Below are 24,777 nucleotides of genomic sequence, written 5' to 3' on the forward strand. Positions count from 1 at the left end.
CCCGTGAGGCCGCGCCCTCCCGCCCCGACCCTTGCGCAGGATACCCCTCGGGGGTATACCGGGAGTATGAGCCAGCCGGAGAACGACGCCGCGGACACCACCGCCCAGACCCCGCACCCGCCGCACGGGTACACCCACGACAAGGACCGCTACCTCAAGCGGATGCGCCGCATCGAGGGGCAGGTGCGCGGGGTGGCCCGGATGATCGACGAGGACCAGTACTGCATCGACGTCCTCACCCAGATCTCCGCGGTCAGCAGCGCCCTGCACGCCGTGGCCGTGGGACTGCTTCAGGAGCACCTGGGCCACTGCGTGGCCGGGGCCGCTGCCTCCGGGGACGAGGAGCAGATGCGGGCCAAGGTCGCGGAGGCCTCCGCCGCCGTCGCCCGCCTGGTCCGCAGCTGATACCCACCCGCGCCCAGGCCCGGTTCCGCAGCGGCCCGGACGCACACACCACCATCGGAAGAGGAAGCACCATGAACACCACCGTGAACGTCGAGGGCATGACCTGCCAGCACTGCGTGGCCTCCGTGACCGAGGAGCTGCGGGAGATCCCCGCGGTCACCGACGTGAGCGTGCAGCTGAACAGCGGCGGCACCTCCCCCGTGACCATCACCCACACCGGGGACCTGGACGCGCAGGCCGTGGAGGCCGCCGTGTCCGAGGCCGGCTACCGGGTGGTCGAGCACCGGTGAGCCAGCGCGTCGTCGACCTCGATATCCAGGGGATGACCTGCGCCTCGTGCGTCGGCCGGGTGGAGCGCAAGCTCGGGAAGATCGACGGGGTGCACGCCAGCGTCAACCTCCCGCTGGAATCCGCGCAGGTCACCGTGCCGGAGGGCGTCACGGATGAGCAGATCCTGCAGACCGTGCGCGACGCCGGGTACACCCCGTCCCTGAAGCGCCCCCCGCAGGAGGACGACGACGCCGCGCAGCGCGCCGAACCGGGCACCGCCGCCCTGCGCCGCCGGGTGTGGGTCAGCCTGCCCCTGGCCGCAGTCGTCTTCGCGATCTCCATGATCCCCGGCCTGCAGTTCCCGCACTGGGGCTGGGTCGCGGCCGTGCTGTCCCTGCCCGTGGTCACCTGGGGGGCCTGGCCCTTCCACCGGGGTGCCGCCGTGAACGCCCGGCACGGCTCCTCGACCATGGACACCCTGGTCTCCCTCGGGGTCGCCGCCGCCTACCTGTTCTCCCTGGGCCACCTGCTGGCCGACCCGGGGATGACGGCGCACGCGCACCTGGGTCACGCCGTGTCCATGGCGGATCACCAGCTGTACTTCGAATCCGCGGGCGTCATCACGGTCTTCCTGCTGCTGGGCCGGTGGCTGGAGGCCCGCGCGCAGGACCGCTCCGGGCAGGCGCTGCGCAAGCTGCTGGACCTGGGCGCCAAGGACGTGGAGGTCCTGGACGAGGACGGCGTCGGGCACCGCGTGCCCGTCTCGCGGCTGGCCGCGGGCCAGCGCTTCATCGTGCGGCCCGGGGAGAAGGTGGCCGCGGACGGCGTCGTCGTCGAGGGCCACTCCGCGGTGGATGAGTCCATGCTCACCGGGGAATCCGTGCCCATGGAGGTCTCGGAGGGAGACCGCGTCACCGGCGCGACCCTGAACACCGGGGGCCGGCTGATCGTGCGCGCCGAGCGCGTGGGCGAGGACACCACCCTGGCGCAGATGGGGCGCCTGGTCTCCCAGGCGCAGTCCACCAAGGCCCCGGTGGCCCGGCTGGCGGACCGGATCTCCGCGGTGTTCGTGCCCGTGGTGCTGGGCATCGCGGTGCTGACCTTCCTGCTGTGGCTGCTGATCGGCGGGGCGGCCGACGGCGGGCTGAACGCGGCCTTCGTCGCGGCGGTCTCCGTGCTGGTCATCGCCTGCCCGTGCGCCCTGGGTCTGGCCACCCCGACCGCCCTGCTCACCGGCACCGGGCGCGGAGCCCAGCTGGGGATCCTCATCAAGTCCGCGCAGGTCCTGGAGGACACCCGCGGGGTGGACGCTGTGGTCCTGGACAAGACCGGCACCGTGACCCGCGGGCAGCTGTCCCTGGAGGAGGTGCGCCGGCCGGAGACGACGGCGCGCGCCGACGGGGGCGAGGCGCCCGCGGCATCGCAGACCGGCGAGGGCCGGGGTGCCCCGGTCACCGCCGAGGAGCTGCTGCTGCTGGCGGGAGCCGTGGAGGAGGCCTCCGAGCACCCCATCGCCCGGGCCGTCGCCGCCGGCGCCCGCGAGCGCACCGGGAAGCAGCTGCCCGCGGTGCGGGAGTTCGCCAGTGCGGCCGGCGGCGGGGTCTCCGGTCTGGTGCGCCTGGCCGAGGACGACGAGGAGCACCGGGTGGCCGTGGGCCAGCCGTCCTGGCTCGCCGCCGAGGGCATCGAGGTGCCCGCCGCCCACCGGGAGACGCTGACCGCCGCTCAGGGCGAGGGGCGCATCGGCGTCGTCGCCGCGGTGGACGGGATGAGCGTCGGACTGCTGCTGCTGCGCGACGAACCCAAGGAGGACGCCGCCTCCGCCCTGGCCCAGCTGCGCGAGATGGGCCTGCGCCCGGTGCTGCTCACGGGCGATGCCGAACCGGTGGCCCGGGCGATCGCCGAGCAGGTGGGCATCGCCGCCGAGGACGTCATCGCCGGGGTCTCCCCGGAGCAGAAGGTGCGTGCCGTCGAGCGGCTGCAGGGCGAGGGCCGGGTGGTCGCGATGGTCGGGGACGGGGTGAACGACGCCGCGGCCCTGGCCCGGGCGGACCTCGGGGTGGCGATGGGCGCGGGCACGGATGTGGCCCTGGAGGCCGCGGACCTGACCCTGATGCGCAACGAGCTGGCGGCGGTGCCGCAGGCCATCCGACTGTCACGGGCGACCCTGCGCATCATCCGCTCCAACCTGTTCTGGGCGTTCTGCTACAACGTCATCGCGATCCCGGTGGCGGCCCTGGGGCTGCTCAACCCGATGATCGCGGGTGCTGCGATGGCGTTCTCCTCGGTGTTCGTGGTGCTGAACTCCCTGCGCCTGACCCGCTTCGACCGGTAGGCGTTCCCCTTCTACCTCGCGAGACGGCGCATCCGTTCCCGGTTTTCGCTTTCCCGGGAACGGATGCGCCGTCTCGCGTCAGGGGTGGGAACGGATGCGCCGGGTCGCGATGGGAAGGTGTGCGTCCTCGCTGGTCCTCGTGTGGCGCGGGACCCATCTTCCGTCCCGTCCGGTCCTACACTGGCCCCATGCCGACACCACAGGGAACCCTCGACTGGACCGCACTGACCGACGATCCCGACGCCGTCGCCCCGGCCGTGGCCGACGCCGTGCGCGCCGGCGCCGTGCCGACGGCTCGCCTCGCGCGCATCGACCCCGAGCTGTCCGACACCGCCGCCTTCTGCGAGGCCTACGACGTCGATGTGCAGGCCACCGCCAACTGCGTGGTCGTGCAGGGCAGGCGCGGCGAGCGGGTCACCACCGCGGCGGTGCTCGTGCTGGCCGCGGATCGGGCCGACATCAACACCACCGTGCGCAAGCACCTGGACGCCCGGAAGGTCTCCTTCGCGGATCAGGAGGAGACGGAGCGGCGCACGGGCATGACCTCCGGCGGCATCACCCCGGTGGGGCTGCCTGCGGACTGGCCGGTGCTGATCGACCGGGCCGTGGCCGACGCCGAGGCCGTGGTGATCGGGGCGGGTCGACGCGAGGCGAAGCTGCTGGTCAGCGGCGCGGAGCTGGCCGCGCTGACGGGCGCCGAGGTGCTGGACCTCGTGCGCCGCTGATCCCGACGCCGCGGGCCCCCGGCCTCAGTTGTGGGTCTCGGGGTGGGCGCGCTGGCCCCAGGTCGGCCCGTCGTCTTCGGGGGACTCCTTCGTGGCGGCATCGTCACGCTCGCGGGCGCCCGCCGCGGCGTCGCCGGTGCCCGAGCCCGCCTGCTCCCGCTCGCGGCGCTCCCGCTCCTCCTTGCGCGCCTTGGCCGCGGCGTACAGGTCCGCGGAGCGGCGGTTGATGCCGGTGCCCTGGCCCAGCTCCTCGTCGTTGGGCCGCTCGACCATGATCAGGGTCGCGCACACCACCAGGGTCACCACGAACACGCCGCCGGCCGCGGACAGGGCCAGCTTGATCTCCGGCTGGTTGTTGGTCCCGCCCGTGGCGAACACGAAGACGCCCACGAACGCGATGATCGCGAGGATGGCCGCGAGGATCAGCGGGGCCTTGATGTCGGCCTTGAGTCCGCGCTTGGGGCGCTGTGCCACGAAGATGCTCCTCCTGGGGGTGTGGTGAGGTCCGTCTGCCAGTCTACGGCCCGCCCGGGTCGCCCGCCCGGTTCACAGAGTCGCCGCGCGTCCCGTGCCGCTGCAGCACCCGGGCGTCGTGGCGGAAGGTCAGGGCCGCGATGAGGTGGAAGACCCCCACGATCATCGCCGCCCCGCCCACGATGCCGAACAGCGCCTTGGAGCCCATCTCCCCGAACAGGAACAGCCCGGCCGCCGCGAGCACCGCGACCAGCCCGGCGATGGTCCAGTCCCGGCCCATCGCGGAGGTCTGGCTGGTGCGCAGTCCGAGGATCAGCTCCGTCAGCCCGGCGATGCCGTAGACCAGGCCAACGATCAGCACCAGCTGGCCCAGCTGCCCCGCGAAGAGGAGGGCCACCGCGCCGCCGAGGGCGTAGAGCACCGCGAAGGACTGGATGGCCGAGCGCTCCGGGCCCTCGGCCAGCGGTGCGGCGAGGCTGCGGTGCAGCCACAGCAGCACGGCCCCGTGGGCGATCATGAACAGCCCTACCGCCCAGGTGACCGCGGACAGCCCCGGGTCCCCCCAGGACCAGTAGTTGGAGGGCTGCCAGAACACGGTGAGCAGTCCGAAGGCCAGGCACAGCAGGGCGCGGGCGAGCACGGGCCGGTGCAGGGCGCGCAGCTCCTCGAGGGTCGCGCTGGCTTCGGTGACGGGCATGGGGGCGGACGGCCTTTCGCTGGGCGGGCTGGGGCGGGCGACGTCGCCCACCAGCTTATCGTGCGCGCCGCGGGCCCAGCCGGGCTCTTCTCAGCCGGCGGGCAGCTCCCGCACCAGTGCCGCGCGCAGCCGCCGCAGGGCCTCCTCCAGGCGCGGCTCGCTCAGCCCGCCGAAGCCGACGACGAGCCCGGCCCGCGCCCCGGGTCGGCTCCAGTACCCCGTCAGCCCGGCGACCCCCACCTGCCGCCGCACCAAGGCGTCGACGAGGCGGCGCTCCCCCGCGGTGCCCTGCCCGTCGGGCAGCTCCACGACGGTGTGCAGCCCGCCGTCCATGGGCAGCACCCGCACCCCCGGCGGCAGCCGATCCGGGGCGAGGACCCGGGCCAGCAGGTCGCGGCGTCGCCGGTACTCCCGGCGCATCCGGGCGGTGTGCCGACGCAGCCCGCCCTCGGCGAGGAAGCCCGTCATCGCGTCCTGCACGATCCCGGAGACCGGGGCGCCGGCGTCGCGCTTGTGGGCCAGCAGCTCCCGGTGCAGCTGGGGCGGCATGAGCAGGAATCCCAGGCCCAGGCCCGGGGTGAGGGTCTTGGCGAAGGAGCCGAGGGTCGCGACCCGGTCCCCGGCGCCGTAGCGGGCGGTATCCATCGCGGCCAGGGCCGGCAGCGGGTCCCCGACGTAGCGCAGCTCGGAGTCGTAGTCGTCCTCCACCAGCAGGGCCTCCCGCTCGACGGCCCACGCGAGCAGCTCCGCGCGCCGGGCGGCAGGCATCGACGCGCCCAGCGGGTACTGGTGGGAGGGGGTCACCAGCACGACGTCGGGCCGGGCGGGGCCCTTCTCCAGGTGGGCGGGGTCCAGGCCCTGGGCATCCAGGGGCACGGGGACCACCCGGTGCCCGAGCGCGGCGGGCACCCGGTGCAGGGAGGGGTAGCCCGGGTCTTCGACGGCGACGGTCAGGGCCCGCCCGAGCCGCTGGGCCAGGACGGTCAGCAGCAGCCGCAGCCCGTCCCGGGCACCCCCGGTGACCAGCAGATCCTCGGGGTCGGCGGGCACCGAGCGGCCGATGCGCAGGTGCTCGGCCAGCTCCCGACGCAGCGCCGCCGAGCCCTGGGGTGGGTGACCGAGGCTCGGCTGGGCGGCGGCCGCCCGCCACGCGGCCCGCCAGGCCGTGGTGGTCAGGGCCGAGACATCCGGGGTGCCGGGCCGCAGGTCATACCGGAGGGCGGAGGCGGCTTCGGTGCGCGCCTCGGGGGCGGTGGTGGCTTCGGCATGGACGCCCGGCCCACCGGCGGCATTCTCCCCGGGGCCGGTGGCGACCGCGGTACCTGGCCCAGCGGCGGCGGCCACCCCGGAAGCGGCAGGCACGCTGCGGCGCGGGGCCTCCGGCGTCGTGCGCCGGGGGCGCGGGAGATGCCGGGGGCGCGGCGGCAGGGCCGGCAGCTCGGGGGTGATGCGGGTGCCGCCCCGATCCGCGATGAGGAAGCCCTCGCCGGTGAGCTGGTCGTAGGCGGTGGTGACGCTGCCGCGGGAGATGCCCAGGCGGGCCGCGAGCGCCCGGGTGGAGGGCAGGGCGTCGCCGGGGCGCAGGGTCCCGACGGCCACGAGCTCGCGGATCTGCTCGACCAGCTGGGTCGGCAGCGGCCCGCCCCCGCGGCGGATCCGCACGGGCAGCTCGGCGTCGGTGCGGTGGCGGGACATGGCACCCCAGTGTAGGCGCGACCCCGCCCCCACCGGCCCCGCCGCGCCGCTCCTCCGCGCCGCTCCCAAACGCCACGGAGGGGACACCGACAGGCGCCCATGGACCAAAAACCTGGGCGGATTCTGGACCTGTCGTCGGTCCAGCGCCGCGCGCCAGGATGGTGGGCATGACTGAGCAGCACAGCGCCCCGGAGAACACCGCCCCCACCACCAGCACCGAGCATCAGGGGGGCCGCACCGGGTCACCCCTGGTCAAGCGCGGCCTGGCGGACATGCTCAAGGGCGGGGTGATCATGGACGTGGTCACCGCTGACCAGGCGCGCATCGCCGAGGACGCCGGCGCCGTCGCCGTCATGGCCCTGGAGCGGGTGCCCGCGGACATCCGCGCGCAGGGCGGGGTGGCGCGCATGTCCGACCCGGACCTCATCGAGCAGATCATCGACGCCGTGGACATCCCGGTCATGGCGAAGGCGAGGATCGGGCACTTCGTGGAGGCGCAGGTGCTCCAGGAGCTGAAGGTGGACTACATCGACGAGTCGGAGGTCCTCTCCCCCGCGGACTACGTCAACCACATCGACAAGCAGGGCTTCACGGTGCCCTTCGTGTGCGGGGCCACCAACCTGGGGGAGGCGCTGCGGCGCATCGCGGAGGGCGCGGCGATGATCCGCTCCAAGGGTGAAGCCGGCACCGGGGACGTCTCCGAGGCCACCAAGCACATCCGCACGATCCGCGGCCAGATCGCCGAGCTGCAGGCGCTGTACGCCGCCACCCCGGAGGCGCTGTACGTGAAGGCCAAGGAGCTGGCCGCCCCGTACGACATCGTCCTGGAGGTGGCTCGCACCGGGAAGCTGCCGGTGGTCCTGTTCACCGCGGGCGGGGTCGCAACCCCGGCGGATGCGGCGATGATGATGCAGCTGGGCGCGGACGGCGTGTTCGTGGGCTCGGGCATCTTCAAGTCCGGAGATCCGGCCCGACGGGCCGCCGCGATCGTGAAGGCCACCGCCTTCTACGACGACGCCGCGGCGATCGCCCAGGCCTCCCGCGGCCTGGGCGAGGCGATGGTCGGCATCAACGTCGCGGACCTGCCCGCCCCGCACCGCCTGGCCGAGCGCGGCTGGTGAGCCAGCCGAACACCGCACCCCGGGCCGTCGGGGTGCTGGCCCTGCAGGGCGGGGTCGCCGAGCACCTGCGGATGCTGGAGTCCCTCGGGGCCGACGCGCGGAAGGTACGCCACCCGGCGGATCTGGAGGGACTGGACGCGCTGGTGCTGCCCGGCGGGGAGTCCTCGACGATCGACCGGCTCACCCGCACCTTCGGGCTGCGCGAACCGCTGATCGACTTCGCCCGCGCCGGGCACCCCGTGCTGGGCACCTGCGCGGGGCTGATCCTGCTGGCCCGGACCATCCGCGACCCGGCACCCGGCCAGCGCAGCCTCGGCCTGCTGGATGCCGCCGTGGCCCGCAACGCCTTCGGTCCCCAGACCTCCTCCGCCGAGGCCCTGCTGACCTGGGGCGGGAGCGCGAGACCGGAGGGCACCGTGCGGGCGGCGTTCATCCGGGCCCCGGAGGTCGTGGAGCACGGGCCCGACGTCGAGGTGCTCGCCCGCTTCGAGGGGCGGGTCGTCGCGGTGCGGCAGGGCCGGGTCCTCGGGATCTCCTTCCACCCGGAGCTGACCGGGGACACCACGGTGCACCGGGAGCTGCTGGGCCTCATCCCCGACTGAGCCCATCCGCCGCAGGCTATGAGCGTCATCTCCCGGGAGCCTCCCGGATCCCCCGGCCGACTGAAACTAGCATGGATCATGCCAGTTTATTCGCACCGCACGGATCGAGGCACCGACGATGACGTCCCCGCAGACCGCCGAGAAGACCCGCTCCTCCTGGGTCGCCCCCGTAAGCTTCGGCCTCGCCGTGCTCGCGCTCGTCGTCATCCTGATCCTGCCCACCCCGGAGGGCCTGAGCGTCGCGGGCCACCGGGCCCTGGCCGTCCTGGCCTTCGCGGTGATCCTGTGGGTCACCGAGGCCGTGACCTACCCGGTCAGCGCCCTGCTGATCATCGGGCTGCTGGCCGTGCTGCTGGGCACCGCCCCGGACCCCGAGGACCCCGGTGAGCTGCTGGGCACCAAGGGCGGGCTCACCGCGGCCCTCGGCGGCTTCTCCTCCTCGGCGGTCGCGCTGGTCGCCGCCGCCCTGGCCCTGGCCGCGGCCATGCAGGCCACCGGGCTGCATCGGCGCCTGGCCCTGCACGTACTGCGGGTGGCCGGGGAGAAGACCAGCCACCTGGTGGCCGGGGCCATCGCCATCTCCGTGGTGCTGGCGTTCTTCGTCCCCTCGGCGACGGCGCGGGCCGGCGCCGTCGTGCCGATCCTGCTGGGCATGGTGGCCGCCTTCGGGCTGCCGAAGGACTCCAAGCTCGCCGCGCTGCTGGTGATCACCGCGGCGCAGGCGGTGTCCGTGTGGAACGTGGGGATCAAGACGGCGGCCGCGCAGAACATGGTGGCGATCGGGTTCATCGAGAAGCAGCTGGACACCACCGTCTCCTGGCCGCAGTGGTTCCTGTGGGCGGCACCCTGGTCCGCGGTGATGTCCGTGCTGCTGTTCTTCATCATGCGCCGGGCGATCCGTCCGGAGGTGGACCGGATCGACGGCGGCCGGGAGGTCGTGCACCGGGAGCTGGGCGAGCTGGGGCCGATGACGGGTGCGGAGAAGCGCCTGGTGGGGATCTCGGTGCTGCTGCTCCTGCTGTGGGCCACCGAGGGCACCGTGCACTCCCTGGACTCCTCCACGGTCACGGTCATCGCGGTGGCGCTGATGCTGCTGCCGAAGGTCGGGGTGTACGACTGGAAGACCGTGGAGCACCTGGTCAACTGGGGGACGCTGGTGGTCTTCGCCGTCGGGATCTCCCTGGGCAGCGTGCTGCTGAGCACCGGGGCGGCGTCCTGGCTGTCCGAGAAGACGTTCTCCGCGATGGGTCTGGCGCAGCTGCCGCTGCTGGCGACGATCGCGCTGGTCTCCGCGTTCACCATCCTCATCCACCTGGGCTTCGCCTCGGCGACGTCGCTGTCCAGCGCGCTGATCCCGGTGTTCATCGCCCTGGCGCAGAGCCTGCCGGGCCTGCCGGATCAGGGGATCGGCTTCGTGGTGATCCAGCAGTTCGTGATCTGCTTCGGCTTCCTGCTGCCGGTCTCCGCGCCGCAGAACATGCTGGCCTACGGCACGGGGGCGTTCACCACCCGCCAGTTCCTGAAGACCGGCATCCCGCTGACGGTGGCCGGGTACCTGCTGGTGCTGCTGTTCTCCGCGACGTACTGGAAGTGGCTCGGCCTGGTCTGAGCCCACGGGGGGCCGACGCCGGCCCCCGTCCTGATACCGGCCGGCCCCGACGCCGACTCCGCTCAGAAGCGGCCCGAGGCCCCGCCGCCGGTGAATCCGGCGCCGCCGCCGAAGGAGGTCGTGGATCCGGCGGCCCCGGTGGACCCGTCCCCACCGGCGGCCGGCGGAGTGGTCCCGGAGCCCGAGTACAGGCTCGGGGCCGCCATGTGCAGGGGCAGCCAGGATCCGAAGGTCGGGGTGTAGTGGGTGTACTCGGTGGGGTCGTCGATGCTCTCCGGCTCCCGGCCCACCCGCCGGGCCTGCTCGCGACGCCGGTCGATCTCCTCCTGCCAGGACGGCACCTTCCGGTGGTGGAAGCGGTACTTCCGGTAGTCCCGGCGGACCTCCGGGGTGACCTCCTGTCCGGGGTGCTCGGCCAGGTACCGGTCGATCTCCCGGTCCGCGATCCGCCGCCAGCGCCGCACCTCCCACCAGATCCACCCCAGGAGGCCGAGCAGGGCGAGGCCGACGAGGCTGAGGATGACGGTCGCGACGATCACACCCAGCCGGTGCCCCTCCCGGCCCTCGGCCACGGCCGCCGGGGTGCGCCCCTCGGCCTGGTCGTACACGGCCTCCACGGTCTCCCGCACGCCCCGCACGTACTCGTCGTCCTTCAGGGCGGGTTCGGTCACCTCGTCCAGGATCGCGGCCGCAGCGTTGTCGTCCAGGCGCTGGCGGACGCCGTCGGCGACCTCCAGCCGGGTGCGCCGCTCGCCCATGTCGATGGCCAGCAGCACCCCGTTGTCCGCCCCGGCGTCTCCCACGCCCCAGGTGCCGGCGACCTCGCGGGTCCAGCGCTCCCAGTCCTGCGGGGCGCGGTTCACGGTGATCACGGCGACACGGGCGGCATCGGATTCCCGGTTGCGATCGGCGATGACCCGATTCACCTGGGCCATCCCGTCCTCGTCGAGGATCCCGGCCTCATCCAGCACGGCCCCGCTCTCCGGGCGCGCGGGCACCCCGCGCTCCGCCTCCCCGCCGGACCCGGAGGAGGAGCCGCACGCGGTGAGCAGCAGCAGGAGGACGACGGCGGCGAGCGCGGCCCAGCGGACGGGCAGCCGGGCGGCACGGGCCGGGCGAGCGATGAGCGTGACCATGGGGGCGGACTCCTCCGTGGCGAGGTGGCGAGCGTCTGCGCCCATCCTATGCACCGCGGCCTCACCGGCGCCCCGCCCGGGGAGGGCCTACTCGAACAGGCGCTGCCCGACCATCATGTCCCCCTCGGCCACCCCCGGGGGCACCGCGAACAGGGCGGAGCCCACGTGCTGCAGGTACTCGGTCAGCGCGTCCTTCTCCGTCATCTTCCGCAGGATCGGGAAGAATCCGGCGCGGGGGTCCCGGGCGAAGGCGATGAAGAACAGGCCCGCATCCAGCCGCCCCAGGGAATCGTTGCCGTCCGTGTAGTTGTACCCCCGGCGCAGCATCCGGTGCCCGCCGTTGTTCTCCGGGGCGACGACGGCCACGTGCGCGTCCTTCGCGATGGCCAGCTCCCCGTCCTTCCGGGCGGACAGATCCAGGGCATCGAACTCGTGCTCCGCGCTGGGATCGGCCACGGACAGCGGGGCGCCGTAGCGCTTGTCCCGCCCGATGACCTGCTCCTGCTCGGACAGGCGCACCCGGTCCCAGACCTCCAGGTACATGTGGATCTTGCGGGCGGCCAGGTAGCTGCCGCCGACCATCCACCCCGCCGCGGCGTCGTCGCCGTCCTGGACCCACACCTCCTTCTCCAGCACGTCATCGCCGTCCTGGGATTTGATGTTGGCGGTGCCGTCCTTGAAGCCGAAGAGGTTGCGCGGGGTCTCCTGATCCGCGGAGGTGGAGGAGGTGCGGCCGTAGCCGATCTGCCCCCACCGCAGCACCGCGGTGCCGAAGGCCATCCGGGTCAGGTTCCGGATCGCGTGCACACAGACCTGGGGGTCGTTGGAGCAGGCCTGGACGACGAGGTCCCCGTCGCTGGAGGCCGCGCGCAGGTTCTCGTCGGCGAACCGGGGCACGCCGTCAGCCAGGACGCCGGGCATCTTGGCCTTCAGCCCGAAGCGGTCCTTCCCGTCGGCGTCCTGGAACAGGCTGCGACCGAAGCCGAAGGTGATGCTCAGCCCCGCCGGCGGATACCCCCATGCCTCACCCGTGTCCGCGGGCGGCTTGTTGGGGTTGGCGTCCGGCTCCCCGCCGACCAGCTCCCCGGCGCACATCTGCTCCGCGGCCACGGTCCAGCGGGCCAGCAGGTCCTTCAGCTCCGCGACGTCGGTGGTGCTGACATCGTAGGCGGCGATGTACATGTTGTCCTGCGCAGGAGTGGTGATGCCCTGCTGATGCTGGCCGCGGAACGGGTAGGTCAGCTGCGTGGGGGCTTCCCGGGCCGCCTGCTCCCGACCCAGGTGGTGCCCGAGGGCGCCCCCGCCGAAGCCGGCGATGCCCAGGGCCCCGGCGATCCCCGCCCCGGCCACCAGCCGACGCCGGGTGAACCCGCGGGTGCGCCCGCCGGTCGCCGCGGCGTCGTCCCCCGCAGCAGGGTCCCCGGCGGCGGGATCCCCGGCGGATCCGGACGAAGCGGCGGCCGTCCCGGCGTCGGGATCCGCCCAGGGGGCGGACGATGCGGGGGTACCGGTGCGGTGCTCCTGCGGTTCCTCGGTGCGGCGGTTCGTGGTCGATCCCTCCTCGGGGTGCGGTCGGTGGGGTGCGGGACGGTGGGCGTGCGCGGCGCCGGGCGCCCGAGGGGCAGCGCCGACGCTGGGCACCGGTGGGCGGGTCGGGGACTAGTGCAGGACGGTGCCGGCGACCTGGGACAGCGGCTCGCTCAGGGCGTTGACGGCGTCGGAGAACTCCCGCTGGACCTTCGTGTAGTCCTTGTCCGAGGGGGCCTCCCCGGCATCCTTCTGCACCGCGGCGATCTGGTCGTAGGGCTTGTACGTGGCCTGCCCGTCCACCTCGCCGTCCTTCTGCGCGTCGATCAGCCCGTCGACCTTCTCGAAGCTCTCGGCGATCTTGCGGTCCAGGTCCGCGTCCTGCTTCTTCACCAGGTCCTGCACGTTGCCGTAGGCGACCTTCGCGCCCTCCACGTTGGCCTTGAAGTCGTACATGTCCGTGTGGGAGAAGGTCTCCTCCTCCCCCACGATCTTGGACTTGGCGACCTCCTCCATCAGGGAGGAGGCGCCGTCGACGACGTCGGAGAGCCTCAGCTGGAACTTGCCGCTGGCCCCGTCCACCTTCCCGTAGACGAGGTCGTAGAGCTTCTGGGTGTCCTCATCCAGCTGGTCGGCGGCCTTCTTCCGGTCCGCCGCGGAGGCGAACGTGAAGGGCGAGCCGTCCTCGGTGAACAGGTCCGCCTCGATCCGGTGCCACCCGGTCCAGTCCTTGAGCACCTCGGGGTCGGTGACCTTCTTGTCCGCGTCTGCGGCGAGGTCCTGCACGCGGGCGTCCATCGCGGTGTCCAGGTCCCCGGCCTCCTTGATGCCGAAGGACTCCGCGGTGGGCTCGATCCGCTCGTAGTGCTGGCGGGCCAGCGGGTACAGCTGCTTGGCGCGCTCGGTGTCCCCGGAGGTGTAGGCCTGCGTGAACTCCTGGGTGGCGGTCAGCAGCTGACCGACCTGGTCCTTGGTGTAGCTGGTGTAGTTGGCGATGGCCTTGTCCTCGGCGGCCTTCGTGTCGTCGCCGATCTCCACCTTCTCGCCCTGGGTCACCGTGAACTGGCTCAGCCCCACGAAGTCCCCGACCATGTTGGGCTTGCACGCAGTGTAGTAGGTGCCCTGCTCCAGGGCGGTGGTGAGCTGGGCGGTGGTGCCGGGGCCGACGTTCTCCTGCTCGGACTCGATCTGCAGCTTGTTCTCCGCCAGGACCTCCAGCTCATTGGGCTTGGTGCCCTGGTTGGTGATCTCGAACTTCACCTTCCCGGACTTCACCTCGGCGGGCTCCACCTGGCAGGTGTCGTCCGTGATGGTGACCTTGACGGTCTGGGTGTCCCCGGAGCCCCCGCCGGCGCTGGAGTCCGAGGAGGCGGAGTTCTGGGGGTTGTCGGTGCAGCCGGCCATCGTGACGGCCAGCAGCACGGCGGCGGCGGCGCTCAGGGGGCGGGTGATTCTCATGGGTTCCTCCGGGATTCGACGGGACGGACGGATTCGATGGGGTGGGCCGCGGGCCGCGGGGCGCTGCCGCGGACCTGGCGCAGGAAGAAGAACAGCACGGGGACCAGGTACAGCCACCAGCCGATGACCTGCAGGACCGTGGGCTGCAGGTTCACCTGGAACATGGCCTGCAGCAGCACGTAGAGCCAGAACAGCGGTGAGGAGTTCTCCGGCAGCCAGGCGCTGAGGTCCCAGGCGTGGTGGAAGACCCCGGGCAGCACCCCGGCCTCCTGCAGGTCGCCGATCCCGTAGGAGACGATGCCGGCGACCACGAAGATCAGGAACAACCCGGTCCAGGAGAAGAAGCGGTGCATGTTGATCCGGCGGGTGCTGCGGAAGACCACCCAGCCCAGGATCACGGCCAGCACCAGCCCGGTGATCACCCCGGCGGTGGTCAGGAAGGCGTTCTGCTCGATCGAGGAGCGCACCGTGGCCCAGATGAACAGGGCGGTCTCCACGCCCTCGCGGCCCACCGCCAGCACGGCGATCCAGACGACGCCCCAGCCTTTGGCGTCCTTGGCGAGGGAACCCGCCATCGAGCTCTCCAGCTCGTGCTTCATGGCGCGGGCGTTGCGGCCCATCCAGAAGATCATGGTGGTGACCAGGGCCGCGGCCACCAGGGACAGCCCGCCGCCGATGATCTCCTGGGCCTGGAAGGTCAGGGTCTTGGGGCCCCAGGTGAGCAGGGCGCCCACCCCCAGCGGCAGCAGCACGGCCAGACCGATGCCGGCCCACAGCTTGGGCAGCACGTCCCGGCGCCCGGCCTTGACCAGGTAGGCCACCAGGATGCCGACGACGAGGCTGGCCTCGAAGCCCTCGCGCAGGGCGATGAGCAGATTGGCGATGAACATGGACGCGACGATCCTCGAGGGAAGAGCGGATGTGAACTCGCTCGCCGCGTCTCCGCGGGGCACGCCGATGGACGGCGGCACGACGTCGGGGGCGCAGGCGGGCGGACTCAGTATAGCCTTACCTCGCCCTTGGCGGCCCCTGCCCACCGCACCGTTACGCACAACGGGAGATGCGTGACATTCCGGGGTGCTGCACGCCCAGGAATGTCACGCATCTCCAGTTCTGCGGGAGGGAAGAGGGAGGCTGGTCAGGTGCGGATCCAGACGTCGCGGCGGGCGCGCAGACCCAGGGTCAGCCCGCGCAGACCCATGAACAGCCCGGCATATGCCGCCCAGAGCCACACGAATCCAGCGGGATCCGGCCCCGCACCGGTGCCGCTCGGACCGGAGGCCCACCCCACCGCCAGCAGCCCGGGCAGGTACCCGAGCAGCGCGATCAGCGAGGCCACGGCCAGATACCGGACATCCTCCGCGCCGATCAGCACGCCGTCGAGGATGAACACGTAGGCCGCCAGCGGCTGACCCACCGCGACCACCAGCATCGCCAGCAGGAACAGCCCCCGCACCTGCGGGTCCTGCGTGAACGCCGGGCCCAGCGCCCACCCGATCAGCGGGCACAGCAGCCCGGTCACCACCCCGAAGCCCAGGGACCAGCGGATCAGCCGGTCCATCAGGTGCCTCACCTGCGCTCGGTCCTCGGCCCGTCGCACGTCCCGGGCGCCCATCTCCTTGCCGAGCATGGCCTGCGCGGCGATCGCCAGGGCGTCCAGACCGAAGGCCAGGAAGCTGAACACGGACATCGTCAGCTGATACGCGGCGAGATTGGTCTCCCCCTGGCGGGTCGCGACCACCACCGTCGCGAGGATCGCGATCCGCATGCACAGGGTGCGCAGCATCAGCCAGGACCCCACGGACAGGATCGCCCCGAGGCGCCGCGGCGTCGTCGTCAGCGCCACGCCGTGCCGGCGGGCCCCGCCCACGATCATCACCAGGTACACCGCGGCCATGCCCCACTGCACCAGGGAGGTGCCCAGGGCGGAGCCGGCGATGCCCATCCCCAGCGGATAGACCAGCACCCAGTTGATCCCGACGTTCGCCGCCGCCCCCACGGCCGCGACGTACAGCGGGGTCCGGGTGTCCTGCAGGCCCCGCAGGATCCCCAGGGCCGCCAGGACCACGAGCATCGCGGGCAGGCCGGGCATGGACCAGCGCAGGTAGGCCACCGCGTGCTCCAGGGTGGGCCCGTGCGCGCCCACCGCGGCCAGCAGCGGCCGGGCGAAGCTCCAGCCCAGCACGGCCAGCACGACGCCGAGCCCGGCCGCCGTCCACAGCCCGTCCCCGCCCTTGCGGTAGGCCCCCGCCAGGTCCCCGCGCCCGTAGGCCCGGGCCACCGCGGGGGTCGTGGAATAGGAGAGAAAAACCATCAGCCCGACGACGGTGGTGACCACCTGGGAGGCCGCGGCCAGGCCCGCCAGCTGCGGGGTGCCCAGGTGCCCGACGATGGAGGTGTCCGCGAGCACGAACAGCGGCTCGGCGATCAGCGCGCCGAAGGCCGGCACCGCCAGGGCGAGGATCTGCCGGTTCAGGGAGCGGGGGTCCGCGGCCACAGACCCGGCCGGGGCGCTCGAGGCGGCGTCTGCGGCAGGGGCGGCGTCGGGCTGCTGCGGGGACTGGCGGGAGGTCACCGGATCAGTCTAGGAGCCGAGCGACACCCGGGCTGGCTCGGACTGCCCGGCGTCGGGAGAGATCAGAAGCTGCCGCTGGCCCCGCCGCCGGAGAACCCGCCGCCCCCGCCGAAGGAGGAGCCGCCGCCGGAGGAGGAACCCGCGTAGGACCCGTACGCGGGGGTCCAGGAGGATCCCCAGGCCGGACGGCCCGAACCGCTGTAGAGCCGGGGCACCTGCTGGTACAGGGCCAGCCAGGCGGGGAAGGTCGCGACCCAGATGGTCCGCACGGTGGGATCGACGGAATCCTGATCCCCCGGCCTCGGCATGTCGATGTAGTACGTGCGGTATCCCAGGTAGGCCTGGCGCGTGGTGCGCGAGACCCGCACCCCCGGGTGCTCCCGCTCGAAGCGGTCCATCTCCGCCATCGCGGTCTGGCCGCCGTCCGGGGTGCGGCGGGCCGGGTTGCGGTACCGGCGCGTGAGCACGACGATCGGCCAGATCAGGATCGCCGCGAGCATCCCGCCGGTGCCGAAGGCCATCACGCCGACCACGACGGAGGCGGCGGTGCTGCGGGGGTACGGGATCGGCGAGCCGTCGGCCCGGCGGTAGATCTGCTGGATCGTGGAGGACAGGGCCTGCCGGTAGCGCTCCTCCTTCAGGCCGGGGCCCAGGACGTCGTCCAGCAGCTCCTCGGCCGCCCGATCCGGGAGGATCTCGCGGGCACCGTCGGCCACCTCGATGCGCGTCTTGCGCCGGTCCATGTCCACGGCGATCAGCACGCCGTTGTCCCTGCCGGCATCACCCACGGCCCAGCGGGTGGCCAGCTCCCGAGTCCACTGCTCCCAGTCGCCGCTGGACTTCTCCACGATGGCGACGGCGACCCGCACCCGGTCCGTGGTGCGGTTGCCGTCTTCGATGAGCCGGTTCAACTCCCGCAGGTCCGCTGCGGAGAGCACGTTCAGCTGGTCCAGCACGTTGCCGCCGGGCGGCCGCTGGGGCAGATCACCGGGCTCCCCGCCGCAGCCGCCCAGGGCCAGGATCAGCGCGGCCAGCAGCAGGGCGATGAGGGCCCTGAGTCTCATACCCATCTCCACCGCCCCTTCCCGGTCATCCGACGGTGCCCCACGATCCACAGGATGGGCCCGAGGATCAGCAGGAGCAGGGCGGGCAGGAGCAGCACGGCCGCCGTCTCACCGAAGACCCCGGGGGCGATGCCGTGGTCCGCGGTCCACATCCGGTGCGGCCCGGCCGCCGTCGCCTTCTTGCCGTCCGGGCAGGAGACCCGGTACGTCCCGGCCTCACCGGTGCGCACCGTCGCGACGGGACGCAGCAGGGCCTCCCCGTCCCACCCGGTGCTGGCGGTGTCCAGGGGCAGCGGGCGCACCCGGCCGTCCCCGCCCGTCTCCACCGCCTCCACGGTGCACTTCTGCGGATACGGTCCGGACATCCATTCGGCCCGGTAGATGCTGATCTCGGCATCCGCGGGCAGGGTGATCTCGCGGGACCCTGAGAAGCTCTGCCCGCCGGGGATCCCCGCCGAGGGGGTGAGCATCGCCAGCCCGATCGCGGTGAGGATCATGGCCCCGCCCAGCACGGTGAGGTTCCGGCCCGTCTTCTGCCGGCCCTCCCCGGGGCGGCGTCGACGTCGCGCGGAGCCGACCCCGCACAGCACCGCCCGCAGCGGCAGGCCGAGGAAGGCCCCCAGGAGGACGGCGACGTCCGCGTCGTTCTCACCCATCACCGCGGTGTTCTGCCGGTGCTGATCCGGGATCTGCTGGGGATCGGCCAGCAGCATGGGGTGCCCGGCCTCGCAGGAGAGCCGATACGCCCCGGCCGCGCTCACCCGGAAGGTGAGCACCGGCACCCAGAGGGCTTCGTCCTGCACCACGGCGCTGTCCAGGTCCAGGTCCTGGCGCAGCACCGCTCCGGTTCCGCCCTGCGGGGTCACGGTGCAGGCGTCCTCCAGCAGCAGCACCTTGCTGTAGATGTCGTAGGTATGCCCGGACTCCAGCCGGTAGGTCTGCGCGGAGCGGAACTGGGCCGTGGCGCTGCTGGGCGTCTCCCACGGCATCCGGCCCGTCAGCGTGCCGGCGACGACGCCGAGCACGGACAGCGCCAGGACGAACAGCCCCACGGGCACGTGCCAGGAGGACCTCCACCGGGGCGAGGCGCGGACCGGGCGCGAGCGCGCCTGGCGGCCCGCGAGCCGGCGGTCTTCGGTCTGCGCGGACGGGTCCGGCGGGTTCCGCGGTCCTGGTCGTATCCGCCGGAAGCGGGATCGGGTCGGGCGGAGGGACCCGGGCGGTCCTAGGCTGGAGGATATGAGCGGACACCATGCTGAGATCAAGGTCCCCGGCGGCAAGCTCGTCGTCGCGGACGTGACCACCGACGCCGAGCGCATCACGGCCGCGACCATCTCCGGGGACTTCTTCCTGGAGCCGGAGGAGGCCTTCGAGAGTCTGGCCCCCGCCCTGGTCGGCGCCTCCGTGCACGAGGACGGCGCGGCCCTGACCGCGCGGCTGGATGCGGCGCTGGCGCCCTTCGGGCAGGAGCTGCACCTGCACGGCTTCTCCACCGCCGACGTCGCCCTCACGGTGCGCCGGGCGGTGACCGAGGCGCAGGACTTCTCCGACTTCTCCTGGGAGATCCTGCGCCCGGGGACCCTGCCGACGGCGCTGAACGTGGCCCTGGATCAGCACCTGCTGGAGCAGGTGCAGGCCGGGCGGCGCGGGCCGACGCTGAGGTTCTGGGACTGGGAGGACAAGGCGACCGTGATCGGCTCCTACCAGTCCTACGCCAACGAGCTGCACCCGGAAGGGGTGGCCGAGCACGGGATCGACGTCGTGCGCCGGATCTCCGGGGGCGGGGCGATGTTCATGGAGGGCGGCAACTGCGTCACCTACTCGCTGTACGCCCCGGATTCCCTGGTGGCGGGGCTGAGCTACGAGCAGTCCTACGCCTTCCTGGATCAGTGGGTGCTGCAGGCCCTCGGGGAGCTGGGGGTGCAGGCCTGGTACAAGCCGATCAACGACATCACCTCCACCGGCGGGAAGATCGGCGGAGCAGCCCAGAAGCGGGTGCCGGGCGCGATCCTGCACCACGTGACCATGTCCTACGACATCGACGCGGACAAGATGATGGAGGTGCTGCGGGTCGGGCAGGCGAAGATCTCCGACAAGGGCATCCGCAGCGCCAAGAAGCGGGTGGACCCGCTGCGCCGGCAGACCGGGGAGTCCCGGGAGGGCATCATCGCGGCGATGACGCGGGTGTTCCGCGCCCGCACGGGTGCCGCCGACGGTCAGCTGAGCCAGGAGGAGCTCGACGCCGGGCGCCGCCTGGTGGAGGAGAAGTTCGGCACCGAGGAGTGGACCCACCGGGTCCCCTGAGGCTCAGGCAGCAGTCCCCGCCCACCGAGGGCGGGGGCCGGGGTCGGGTTTCGTGCTGAGATGCGGAGATCGTGCTTCAGATGCGTCCCGCCGTGCGGTATCTCAGCACGAACCCGGTATCTCAGCGGGGCGTCAGTCCTGGCGGGTGCTGGACAGGGCCCAGTCCACCAGCACGGGCTGGAAGAGCAGGCGCGCGGCGCGCTTGCGGTCCGTGTCCAGCCCGAAGCCGTCCTTGCGCTCCACGAACTGCGCGACGTTGCCGGGGAACACCCCGATGAACAGGCCCGTGGCCAGGTGCCCGAACATCTTCGGCCTCTTCCCGGAGATCAGGCCGAGCCCCAGGGCGATCTCCACGACCCCGGAGCCCAGCACCACCAGATCCGGGTCCAGCGGCATCCAGGAGGGCACCTGCGCCTGGAACTCCTGCCGGGAGAACGTCAGGTGCCCGACCCCGGCGAAGGTCAGGAATCCGCCGAGGGCCACCCGGGCCAGACTGCGACCCGGGTGCCCGGGCACCACGCGGTCCTCCCCCTGCGGCACTCCGGCGGCCTCCTGGAACCGCTGCAGCCGGCGCTCCTGCTGACGACGCTGACGACGCTTGCCCATCATGTTCGTGCCTTCCCTTCTCTTCTCGTGAACGGACCGCCGCGCGCTCGTCGTGCGGCCGATCCTGTCTCGGCTGCGATTCTTCTCCACACCGGAGCGCGGCGTCGGCCCCGGACCCGCCGATTAAGCTCTCAGCCGTCCCGGCACGGCAGAGGGCCACACGCCGCCCTCGCGGTCGTGCGCAGGGTCCCGGTGGCCACGGGGATGACGGCTCGCGGAGGACGCGCTGCGGTGCCAGCTCCCTCCGCGGCTCAGCGAGCCCGCAGCCGATCCAGCTCGCGCCGCTCCTTCTTGGTGGGCCGCCCGGCCCCGCGCTCGCGCCGCGGGACGGGGGCGGTGAGCGCGCTGGGTCTGGGCGGGGAATGGTCCACGTAGCATTCCCGGGCCACGGGCGCCCCGACGCGCTTGGCGATCAGCCGGGTGACTTCGAAGACCCGCTCCCAGCCGGGCTGGCGGACCTTCACGACGTCGCCGACGCGCACCGGCTGGGAGGCCTTGACCGGCTGGTCGTCCAGCCGTACGTGCCCGGCCCGGCAGGCGGCGGTCGCGGCGGAGCGGGTCTTGAACAGGCGCACGGACCACAGCCACGCGTCCAGCCGGACGCTGCCGGGACCCTGCGGGGCGGGGTCGGTGGTGCTCATGGCGACCACTCTATCGACGCCGCACCCGGGCCCCCGGCCCCCGGCGGCTCAGTTGGCGACGGTGAAGCGGCGGCCGGCGTGGGCGTCGGACTCCGCCTCGTCCACCAGGGCCACCGCGAAGTCCTCGGCGGAGATGCTCTCCCCGGCCGGCACGTCCAGCTCGGTCCGGTAGCTGCCGGTGCGCTGCCCGGGAGCGATCATCGGCGCGGGGGCGAGCATGCTCCAGTGCAGACCCTCGGATGCGCGGTACAGGTCCAGCACGTCGGAGAAGGTCTGGGCCTCCGTCCTGAACTGCTCGGGGAAGTCCGGGGTGTCCTTGAGGCGGGTCTGGGCATCGGCCTGCAGGGCCCCGGCCCCGCCGACCACCACGAGCCGACCCACGGGGGCGGCCTCGATGAGGGCCCGGTGGTCGGCCACGTTCTGGTCCATCTCCCCGCCGCGACCGGAGACGGCGGCGATCAGGGTGACGTCGTGCCGGCCGATCACGTCGATGACGGCGGCGGTGTCCGCGAGGTCCAGCGCCGCGGAGGCGTCCGCGCCCTCGACGGTGCGGCCGCTGCGGCTGTAGGCGTCCACGACGTGGCCGCGGCGCACGGCCTCGGCGACCGTGCGGGATCCGATCATGCCGGTGGCTCCGATGACGGCGATCTTCATGGCTTCCTCCTCGTCCCGGCCCTCACGGCCGATTGCTTTACGGATCAATCAACTCGCGGGGCGGGGACTCTATTCCCGGACGCGGCGGGGGGTGCGCGCAGGAGCGGGTCCCGCAGACGCCGACGGCCCGGACGCCGCGTCGTGGGAGACGCTGCGGCCGGGCCGTCGGTGGGAGCGGATTCGCGGTCCGCCCCTCATCAATCACTCGCACCTTCATGAGGTACTGATGACGATAGGGGCCGATCCTGTGGCCGCACCCCCAGGGACCTGGGAACCACCTGACAATACTGAGCTTGCCGAAGCATCCGGGGTCGGCGCGCACCCGACACGCACCCCCGGCTCGCCCCGTAGGCTGTCCCCATGAGCACCGAGCAGCACAGCACCCTCTCCGCAGATCTCGACGCCATCCAGGACGCGACCCAGCGCTCCGACCTGCCCGTCGTCGTCGTGACCGGCGCCAGCGGCGGCATCGGCTCGCGCATCGCCCTGGACCTGTCCCGGGACCGGCTCGTGGTGGCCGTCGGGCGCCGCCGCGAGCGCCTCGAGGAGCTGGCCGCCCGCGCCCAGCAGGGCCCCCGGCGCCCGGAGGCCGCCCCCGGGGCGATCCTGCCGCTGGTCGCGGACCTGACGGACCTGGAGGGCATCGACGCGGTGTTCTCCCGGCTGCCGCGCGCGGACGCCCTGGTGCACGCCGCGGCGATCGCCCCGCGCGCCACCGTGGCCGACGCCGGCATCGCCCACTGGCGGGACATGCTCGAGACCAACGTGATGGCCCCGGCGGAGCTGACCCGGGTGCTGCTGCCCCTGCTGCGCGAGGCCGCGGCCCCGGTGGAGGCGGACGCCCTGCCGGGCACCGTGGTGTTCCTGGGCTCCGGGGCCTCCCGGGCGGTGAACCCGTACAACGTGGCCTACGCCGCCTCCAAGCACGCGGTCCAGGCCCTGGCCGACGGGCTGCGGCAGGAGACCGCGCAGACCGGGCTGCGGGTGGCGACCGTGGCCCCCGGGCCCGTGGACACCCCGATGGTGCAGTGGGATGACGACTACCCGAAGGCCGCCCCGGCCCGGCTGATCGAGCCGGAGACCGTGGCCCGGTCGGTGCGCCACGTCCTGGACGCCCCCGCGGACACCCAGCTGACCGAGGTGTGGGTCCGCCCGCGCGTCGAGGCGAAGTAGCGGACCCGGTCATGGCGGGAGGGCTCGCGGCGCTGCTGGATGACGTGGCGGCGCTGGCGAAGATGGCCGCGGCCAGCACGGACGACGTCGCGGCGGCGGCCGGACGGGCCAGCGCGAAAGCGGCCGGCGTCGTCGTGGACGACACCGCGGTGGCTCCGCGCTACGTGCAGGGGGTCAGTCCCGCGCGGGAGCTGCCGATCATCTGGAAGATCACCAAGGGCTCTCTGCGCAACAAGATCCTGCTCATCCTGCCGCTGGCGCTGCTGCTGAGCCAGTTCGCCCCGTGGGCGCTGACCCCGCTGCTCATGATCGGCGGCGCCTACCTGTGCTTCGAGGGCGCGGAGAAGATCTGGGAGAAGCTGACCGGGCATGCCCCGCAGGAGGAGCCGGCCGCGCACCAGGGTCCCGATGCGGAGCGGCAGGTGGTCTCCGGGGCGGTGCGCACGGACTTCATCCTCAGCGCGGAGATCATGGTGATCTCCCTGAACGAGGTGGCTTCGGAGGGGTTCTGGTCCCGCGCGGTGGTCCTGGTGATCGTGGCCGTGGTGATCACGGTGCTCGTGTACGGGGTCGTGGGGCTGCTGGTCAAGGCTGACGACGTCGGGCTGGCCCTGTCGCGCCGCGGCGGGCCGGCCTCCCGGCGCGTGGGGGCCGGGCTGGTGCGGGCGATGCCCGCGGTCATGACGGTGATCTCCGTGGTGGGGGTCTTCGCGATGCTGTGGGTCGGCGGGCACCTGCTGCTCACGGGCGCGGATGAGCTGGGCTGGCACACACCGATGGCGCTGGTGCACGCCGCGGAGCACCTGGTGCACGGCGCGGGGGCTGCGGCCGGGGCGCTGACGTGGCTCGTGGAGACGCTGTGCGCGATGGTCGCCGGGTTCCTCGCCGGCACGGTGGTGGTGGGCGCCGTCGCTCTGGTGCGCCGCACCCGCGGCTGAGGCAAGGCTGGGCACTGCTGACACGGAGCGGTTTCGCGGATATCGTCGGGACCATGAAGATGTCTGCAGATCTTGAGAAGAAGTTCCAGGCCCAGGTGACCATGGAGTTCGAGGCCTCCCTGACCTACCGTCAGCTGGCCATCGAGGCCGAGGAGCAGGACCTCCCCGGCATCGCCGCGTGGCTGCGCCACCAGGCGGACGAGGAGATCGTCCACGCCAACAAGTTCATCGACCACCTGGCGGACCGCGACAACCACGCCGCCATCGGGGACATCCCCGCCCCGGGCGTGAAGCGCGGGCTGTCCGTGCTGGAGATCTTCGAGGCCGCGCTGGCCCACGAGCAGAAGGTCTCCGAGTCCATCCGGGAGCTGTACCGCGAGGCCGACGCCGAGGGCGACTACGACTCCCGCCCGCTGCTGAACTGGTTCGTGGACGAGCAGATCGAGGAGGAGGCCACGGTCTCCGAGATCATCGGCCGCGTGAAGCTGGTCGGCGATGACGGCTCCGGCATCCTGCGCCTGGACGCCGAGCTGGCCCAGCGCCCCGAGGAGGGCACCGAGGCCGACGACTGATCCGGCCTCCCGAGGAGATCACCCCACCTCACCCCACCCGTTGAGATGCGGGGTTTCTGCTGAGATACCGCGTTCGTGCTGAGATACCGCACGCCGGGACGCACCTCAGCAGGAACCCCGCATCTCAGCACATAGGCCGCATCCGGACCGCGAGAAGGGTCTCCAGACGCGAAGAACCGACTGACCGCCGAAGCGA

24 protein-coding genes are annotated in these 24,777 nt (G+C 72.8%); 11 read left to right on the forward strand and 13 right to left on the reverse strand.

Annotated features, from left to right (window positions below; all coding sequences use genetic code 11):
- Window positions 1-66: 66 nt before the first annotated feature.
- The 4 genes from AC0VXQ_RS09955 (at window position 67) to AC0VXQ_RS09970 (ending at window position 3,735) form a co-directional block, all read left to right on the forward strand.
- The gene (locus AC0VXQ_RS09955) at window positions 67-405 is read left to right on the forward strand and encodes a metal-sensitive transcriptional regulator (protein ID WP_058730337.1); all 339 of its coding nucleotides are present in this window, start codon (window positions 67-69) and stop codon (window positions 403-405) included.
- Window positions 406-476: 71 nt separating this feature from the next.
- On the forward strand, window positions 477-695 hold the full coding sequence (locus AC0VXQ_RS09960; RefSeq protein ID WP_475528597.1) for a heavy-metal-associated domain-containing protein: 219 nt from the start codon (window positions 477-479) through the stop codon (window positions 693-695).
- Entirely contained in the window at window positions 692-3,010 is a 2,319-nt protein-coding gene (locus AC0VXQ_RS09965) for a heavy metal translocating P-type ATPase (RefSeq protein ID WP_058730339.1), read from the forward strand. Before AC0VXQ_RS09960 ends, AC0VXQ_RS09965 begins: the two co-directional genes overlap by 4 nt.
- Before the next feature lie 188 nt (window positions 3,011-3,198).
- On the forward strand, window positions 3,199-3,735 hold the full coding sequence (locus AC0VXQ_RS09970) for a YbaK/EbsC family protein (RefSeq protein ID WP_058730340.1): 537 nt from the start codon (window positions 3,199-3,201) through the stop codon (window positions 3,733-3,735).
- Between the two features lie 24 nt (window positions 3,736-3,759).
- Here AC0VXQ_RS09970 and AC0VXQ_RS09975 read toward each other — a convergent pair whose 3' ends face one another.
- The 3 genes from AC0VXQ_RS09975 to pdxR form a co-directional block, all read right to left on the reverse strand.
- Window positions 3,760-4,209 carry a hypothetical protein gene (locus AC0VXQ_RS09975; protein WP_058730341.1) on the reverse strand — a complete coding sequence of 150 codons (450 nt, stop codon included), beginning with the start codon at window positions 4,207-4,209 and terminating at the stop codon, window positions 3,760-3,762.
- Between the two features lie 43 nt (window positions 4,210-4,252).
- A complete protein-coding gene (locus tag AC0VXQ_RS09980) occupies window positions 4,253-4,906 on the reverse strand; it encodes a hypothetical protein (protein ID WP_193554011.1) in 654 nt (217 codons plus the stop codon).
- 90 nt (window positions 4,907-4,996) lie between these two features.
- Window positions 4,997-6,601, reverse strand: coding sequence for a MocR-like pyridoxine biosynthesis transcription factor PdxR (gene pdxR, locus AC0VXQ_RS09985; protein WP_475528600.1), 1,605 nt, complete (start codon window positions 6,599-6,601; stop codon window positions 4,997-4,999).
- Window positions 6,602-6,768: 167 nt separating this feature from the next.
- Here pdxR and pdxS point away from each other — a divergent pair, with 167 nt between their 5' ends.
- The 3 genes from pdxS (at window position 6,769) to AC0VXQ_RS10000 (ending at window position 9,933) form a co-directional block, all read left to right on the forward strand.
- Window positions 6,769-7,722 (forward strand): pyridoxal 5'-phosphate synthase lyase subunit PdxS, encoded by a 954-nt coding sequence (pdxS, locus tag AC0VXQ_RS09990; RefSeq protein WP_475528602.1) that lies wholly within the window; start codon window positions 6,769-6,771, stop codon window positions 7,720-7,722.
- Complete coding sequence (pdxT, locus tag AC0VXQ_RS09995; RefSeq protein ID WP_058731045.1) at window positions 7,719-8,324, forward strand: pyridoxal 5'-phosphate synthase glutaminase subunit PdxT; 606 nt, start codon at window positions 7,719-7,721, stop codon at window positions 8,322-8,324. The genes pdxS and pdxT overlap by 4 nt, the downstream gene beginning before the upstream one ends.
- A gap of 118 nt (window positions 8,325-8,442) precedes the next feature.
- On the forward strand, window positions 8,443-9,933 hold the full coding sequence (locus AC0VXQ_RS10000) for a DASS family sodium-coupled anion symporter (RefSeq protein ID WP_058731044.1): 1,491 nt from the start codon (window positions 8,443-8,445) through the stop codon (window positions 9,931-9,933).
- A gap of 62 nt (window positions 9,934-9,995) precedes the next feature.
- Here the strand turns inward: AC0VXQ_RS10000 and AC0VXQ_RS10005 are convergent, their stop codons facing one another.
- From AC0VXQ_RS10005 to AC0VXQ_RS10035, 7 genes are all read right to left on the reverse strand, one after another.
- The gene (locus AC0VXQ_RS10005) at window positions 9,996-11,069 is read right to left on the reverse strand and encodes a TPM domain-containing protein (protein WP_475528605.1); all 1,074 of its coding nucleotides are present in this window, start codon (window positions 11,067-11,069) and stop codon (window positions 9,996-9,998) included.
- 87 nt (window positions 11,070-11,156) lie between these two features.
- Entirely contained in the window at window positions 11,157-12,710 is a 1,554-nt protein-coding gene (gene efeB, locus AC0VXQ_RS10010) for an iron uptake transporter deferrochelatase/peroxidase subunit (RefSeq protein ID WP_475528607.1), read from the reverse strand.
- Between the two features lie 18 nt (window positions 12,711-12,728).
- Window positions 12,729-14,054 (reverse strand): iron uptake system protein EfeO, encoded by a 1,326-nt coding sequence (gene efeO, locus AC0VXQ_RS10015; protein WP_475528609.1) that lies wholly within the window; start codon window positions 14,052-14,054, stop codon window positions 12,729-12,731.
- Window positions 14,051-14,944: an iron uptake transporter permease EfeU gene (efeU, locus tag AC0VXQ_RS10020; protein WP_279752229.1), complete on the reverse strand. Its 894-nt coding sequence runs from the start codon at window positions 14,942-14,944 to the stop codon at window positions 14,051-14,053. Before efeU ends, efeO begins: the two co-directional genes overlap by 4 nt.
- A gap of 248 nt (window positions 14,945-15,192) precedes the next feature.
- A complete protein-coding gene (locus AC0VXQ_RS10025) occupies window positions 15,193-16,629 on the reverse strand; it encodes an MATE family efflux transporter (protein WP_475528611.1) in 1,437 nt (478 codons plus the stop codon).
- Between the two features lie 62 nt (window positions 16,630-16,691).
- A complete protein-coding gene (locus tag AC0VXQ_RS10030; protein WP_475528613.1) occupies window positions 16,692-17,693 on the reverse strand; it encodes a TPM domain-containing protein in 1,002 nt (333 codons plus the stop codon).
- The gene (locus AC0VXQ_RS10035) at window positions 17,690-18,751 is read right to left on the reverse strand and encodes a hypothetical protein (protein ID WP_475528615.1); all 1,062 of its coding nucleotides are present in this window, start codon (window positions 18,749-18,751) and stop codon (window positions 17,690-17,692) included. Before AC0VXQ_RS10035 ends, AC0VXQ_RS10030 begins: the two co-directional genes overlap by 4 nt.
- Window positions 18,752-18,932: 181 nt before the next feature.
- Between AC0VXQ_RS10035 and AC0VXQ_RS10040 the strand changes: the two genes are divergently transcribed.
- Window positions 18,933-19,997 (forward strand): lipoate--protein ligase family protein, encoded by a 1,065-nt coding sequence (locus AC0VXQ_RS10040; protein ID WP_058731037.1) that lies wholly within the window; start codon window positions 18,933-18,935, stop codon window positions 19,995-19,997.
- 132 nt (window positions 19,998-20,129) lie between these two features.
- Here AC0VXQ_RS10040 and AC0VXQ_RS10045 read toward each other — a convergent pair whose 3' ends face one another.
- From AC0VXQ_RS10045 to AC0VXQ_RS10055, 3 genes are all read right to left on the reverse strand, one after another.
- Window positions 20,130-20,606: a DoxX family protein gene (locus AC0VXQ_RS10045; RefSeq protein WP_242650361.1), complete on the reverse strand. Its 477-nt coding sequence runs from the start codon at window positions 20,604-20,606 to the stop codon at window positions 20,130-20,132.
- 248 nt (window positions 20,607-20,854) lie between these two features.
- Window positions 20,855-21,244 carry an RNA-binding S4 domain-containing protein gene (locus tag AC0VXQ_RS10050; protein WP_058731036.1) on the reverse strand — a complete coding sequence of 130 codons (390 nt, stop codon included), beginning with the start codon at window positions 21,242-21,244 and terminating at the stop codon, window positions 20,855-20,857.
- Between the two features lie 48 nt (window positions 21,245-21,292).
- Complete coding sequence (locus AC0VXQ_RS10055) at window positions 21,293-21,898, reverse strand: NAD(P)-dependent oxidoreductase (protein WP_061225195.1); 606 nt, start codon at window positions 21,896-21,898, stop codon at window positions 21,293-21,295.
- Window positions 21,899-22,258: 360 nt separating this feature from the next.
- Here AC0VXQ_RS10055 and AC0VXQ_RS10060 point away from each other — a divergent pair, with 360 nt between their 5' ends.
- The 3 genes from AC0VXQ_RS10060 to AC0VXQ_RS10070 are packed head-to-tail and all read left to right on the forward strand — an operon-like array spanning window position 22,259 to window position 24,581.
- Window positions 22,259-23,071, forward strand: a complete 813-nt coding sequence (locus tag AC0VXQ_RS10060) for an SDR family NAD(P)-dependent oxidoreductase (RefSeq protein WP_058731034.1) — start codon at window positions 22,259-22,261, stop codon at window positions 23,069-23,071.
- A gap of 11 nt (window positions 23,072-23,082) precedes the next feature.
- Window positions 23,083-24,009 carry a DUF808 domain-containing protein gene (locus AC0VXQ_RS10065; protein ID WP_475528618.1) on the forward strand — a complete coding sequence of 309 codons (927 nt, stop codon included), beginning with the start codon at window positions 23,083-23,085 and terminating at the stop codon, window positions 24,007-24,009.
- A gap of 53 nt (window positions 24,010-24,062) precedes the next feature.
- Window positions 24,063-24,581, forward strand: coding sequence for a ferritin (locus AC0VXQ_RS10070; protein WP_061225192.1), 519 nt, complete (start codon window positions 24,063-24,065; stop codon window positions 24,579-24,581).
- The last annotated feature ends 196 nt before the right edge of the window (window positions 24,582-24,777 follow it).

The sequence above is a fragment of the Rothia sp. QJM3NY_36 genome, from assembly GCF_056173115.1.

Bases quoted from the DNA above. Each gene is read 5' to 3' on its own strand.
- AC0VXQ_RS10055 (WP_061225195.1), bottom strand. From the start codon at position 21,898: ATGAAGATCGCCGTCATCGGAGCCACCGGCATGATCGGATCCCGCACG.
- AC0VXQ_RS10050 (WP_058731036.1), bottom strand. From the start codon at position 21,244: ATGAGCACCACCGACCCCGCCCCGCAGGGTCCCGGCAGCGTCCGGCTG.
- AC0VXQ_RS10030 (WP_475528613.1), bottom strand. From the start codon at position 17,693: ATGAGACTCAGGGCCCTCATCGCCCTGCTGCTGGCCGCGCTGATCCTG.
- AC0VXQ_RS09980 (WP_193554011.1), bottom strand. From the start codon at position 4,906: ATGCCCGTCACCGAAGCCAGCGCGACCCTCGAGGAGCTGCGCGCCCTG.
- efeO (WP_475528609.1), bottom strand. From the start codon at position 14,054: ATGAGAATCACCCGCCCCCTGAGCGCCGCCGCCGCCGTGCTGCTGGCC.
- AC0VXQ_RS10065 (WP_475528618.1), top strand. From the start codon at position 23,083: ATGGCGGGAGGGCTCGCGGCGCTGCTGGATGACGTGGCGGCGCTGGCG.
- pdxS (WP_475528602.1), top strand. From the start codon at position 6,769: ATGACTGAGCAGCACAGCGCCCCGGAGAACACCGCCCCCACCACCAGC.
- AC0VXQ_RS09955 (WP_058730337.1), top strand. From the start codon at position 67: ATGAGCCAGCCGGAGAACGACGCCGCGGACACCACCGCCCAGACCCCG.
- AC0VXQ_RS09960 (WP_475528597.1), top strand. From the start codon at position 477: ATGAACACCACCGTGAACGTCGAGGGCATGACCTGCCAGCACTGCGTG.
- AC0VXQ_RS09970 (WP_058730340.1), top strand. From the start codon at position 3,199: ATGCCGACACCACAGGGAACCCTCGACTGGACCGCACTGACCGACGAT.
- AC0VXQ_RS10070 (WP_061225192.1), top strand. From the start codon at position 24,063: ATGAAGATGTCTGCAGATCTTGAGAAGAAGTTCCAGGCCCAGGTGACC.
- efeU (WP_279752229.1), bottom strand. From the start codon at position 14,944: ATGTTCATCGCCAATCTGCTCATCGCCCTGCGCGAGGGCTTCGAGGCC.
- AC0VXQ_RS10005 (WP_475528605.1), bottom strand. From the start codon at position 11,069: ATGGTCACGCTCATCGCTCGCCCGGCCCGTGCCGCCCGGCTGCCCGTC.
- AC0VXQ_RS10060 (WP_058731034.1), top strand. From the start codon at position 22,259: ATGAGCACCGAGCAGCACAGCACCCTCTCCGCAGATCTCGACGCCATC.
- AC0VXQ_RS10045 (WP_242650361.1), bottom strand. From the start codon at position 20,606: ATGATGGGCAAGCGTCGTCAGCGTCGTCAGCAGGAGCGCCGGCTGCAG.
- pdxR (WP_475528600.1), bottom strand. From the start codon at position 6,601: ATGTCCCGCCACCGCACCGACGCCGAGCTGCCCGTGCGGATCCGCCGC.
- AC0VXQ_RS10040 (WP_058731037.1), top strand. From the start codon at position 18,933: ATGAGCGGACACCATGCTGAGATCAAGGTCCCCGGCGGCAAGCTCGTC.
- AC0VXQ_RS10000 (WP_058731044.1), top strand. From the start codon at position 8,443: ATGACGTCCCCGCAGACCGCCGAGAAGACCCGCTCCTCCTGGGTCGCC.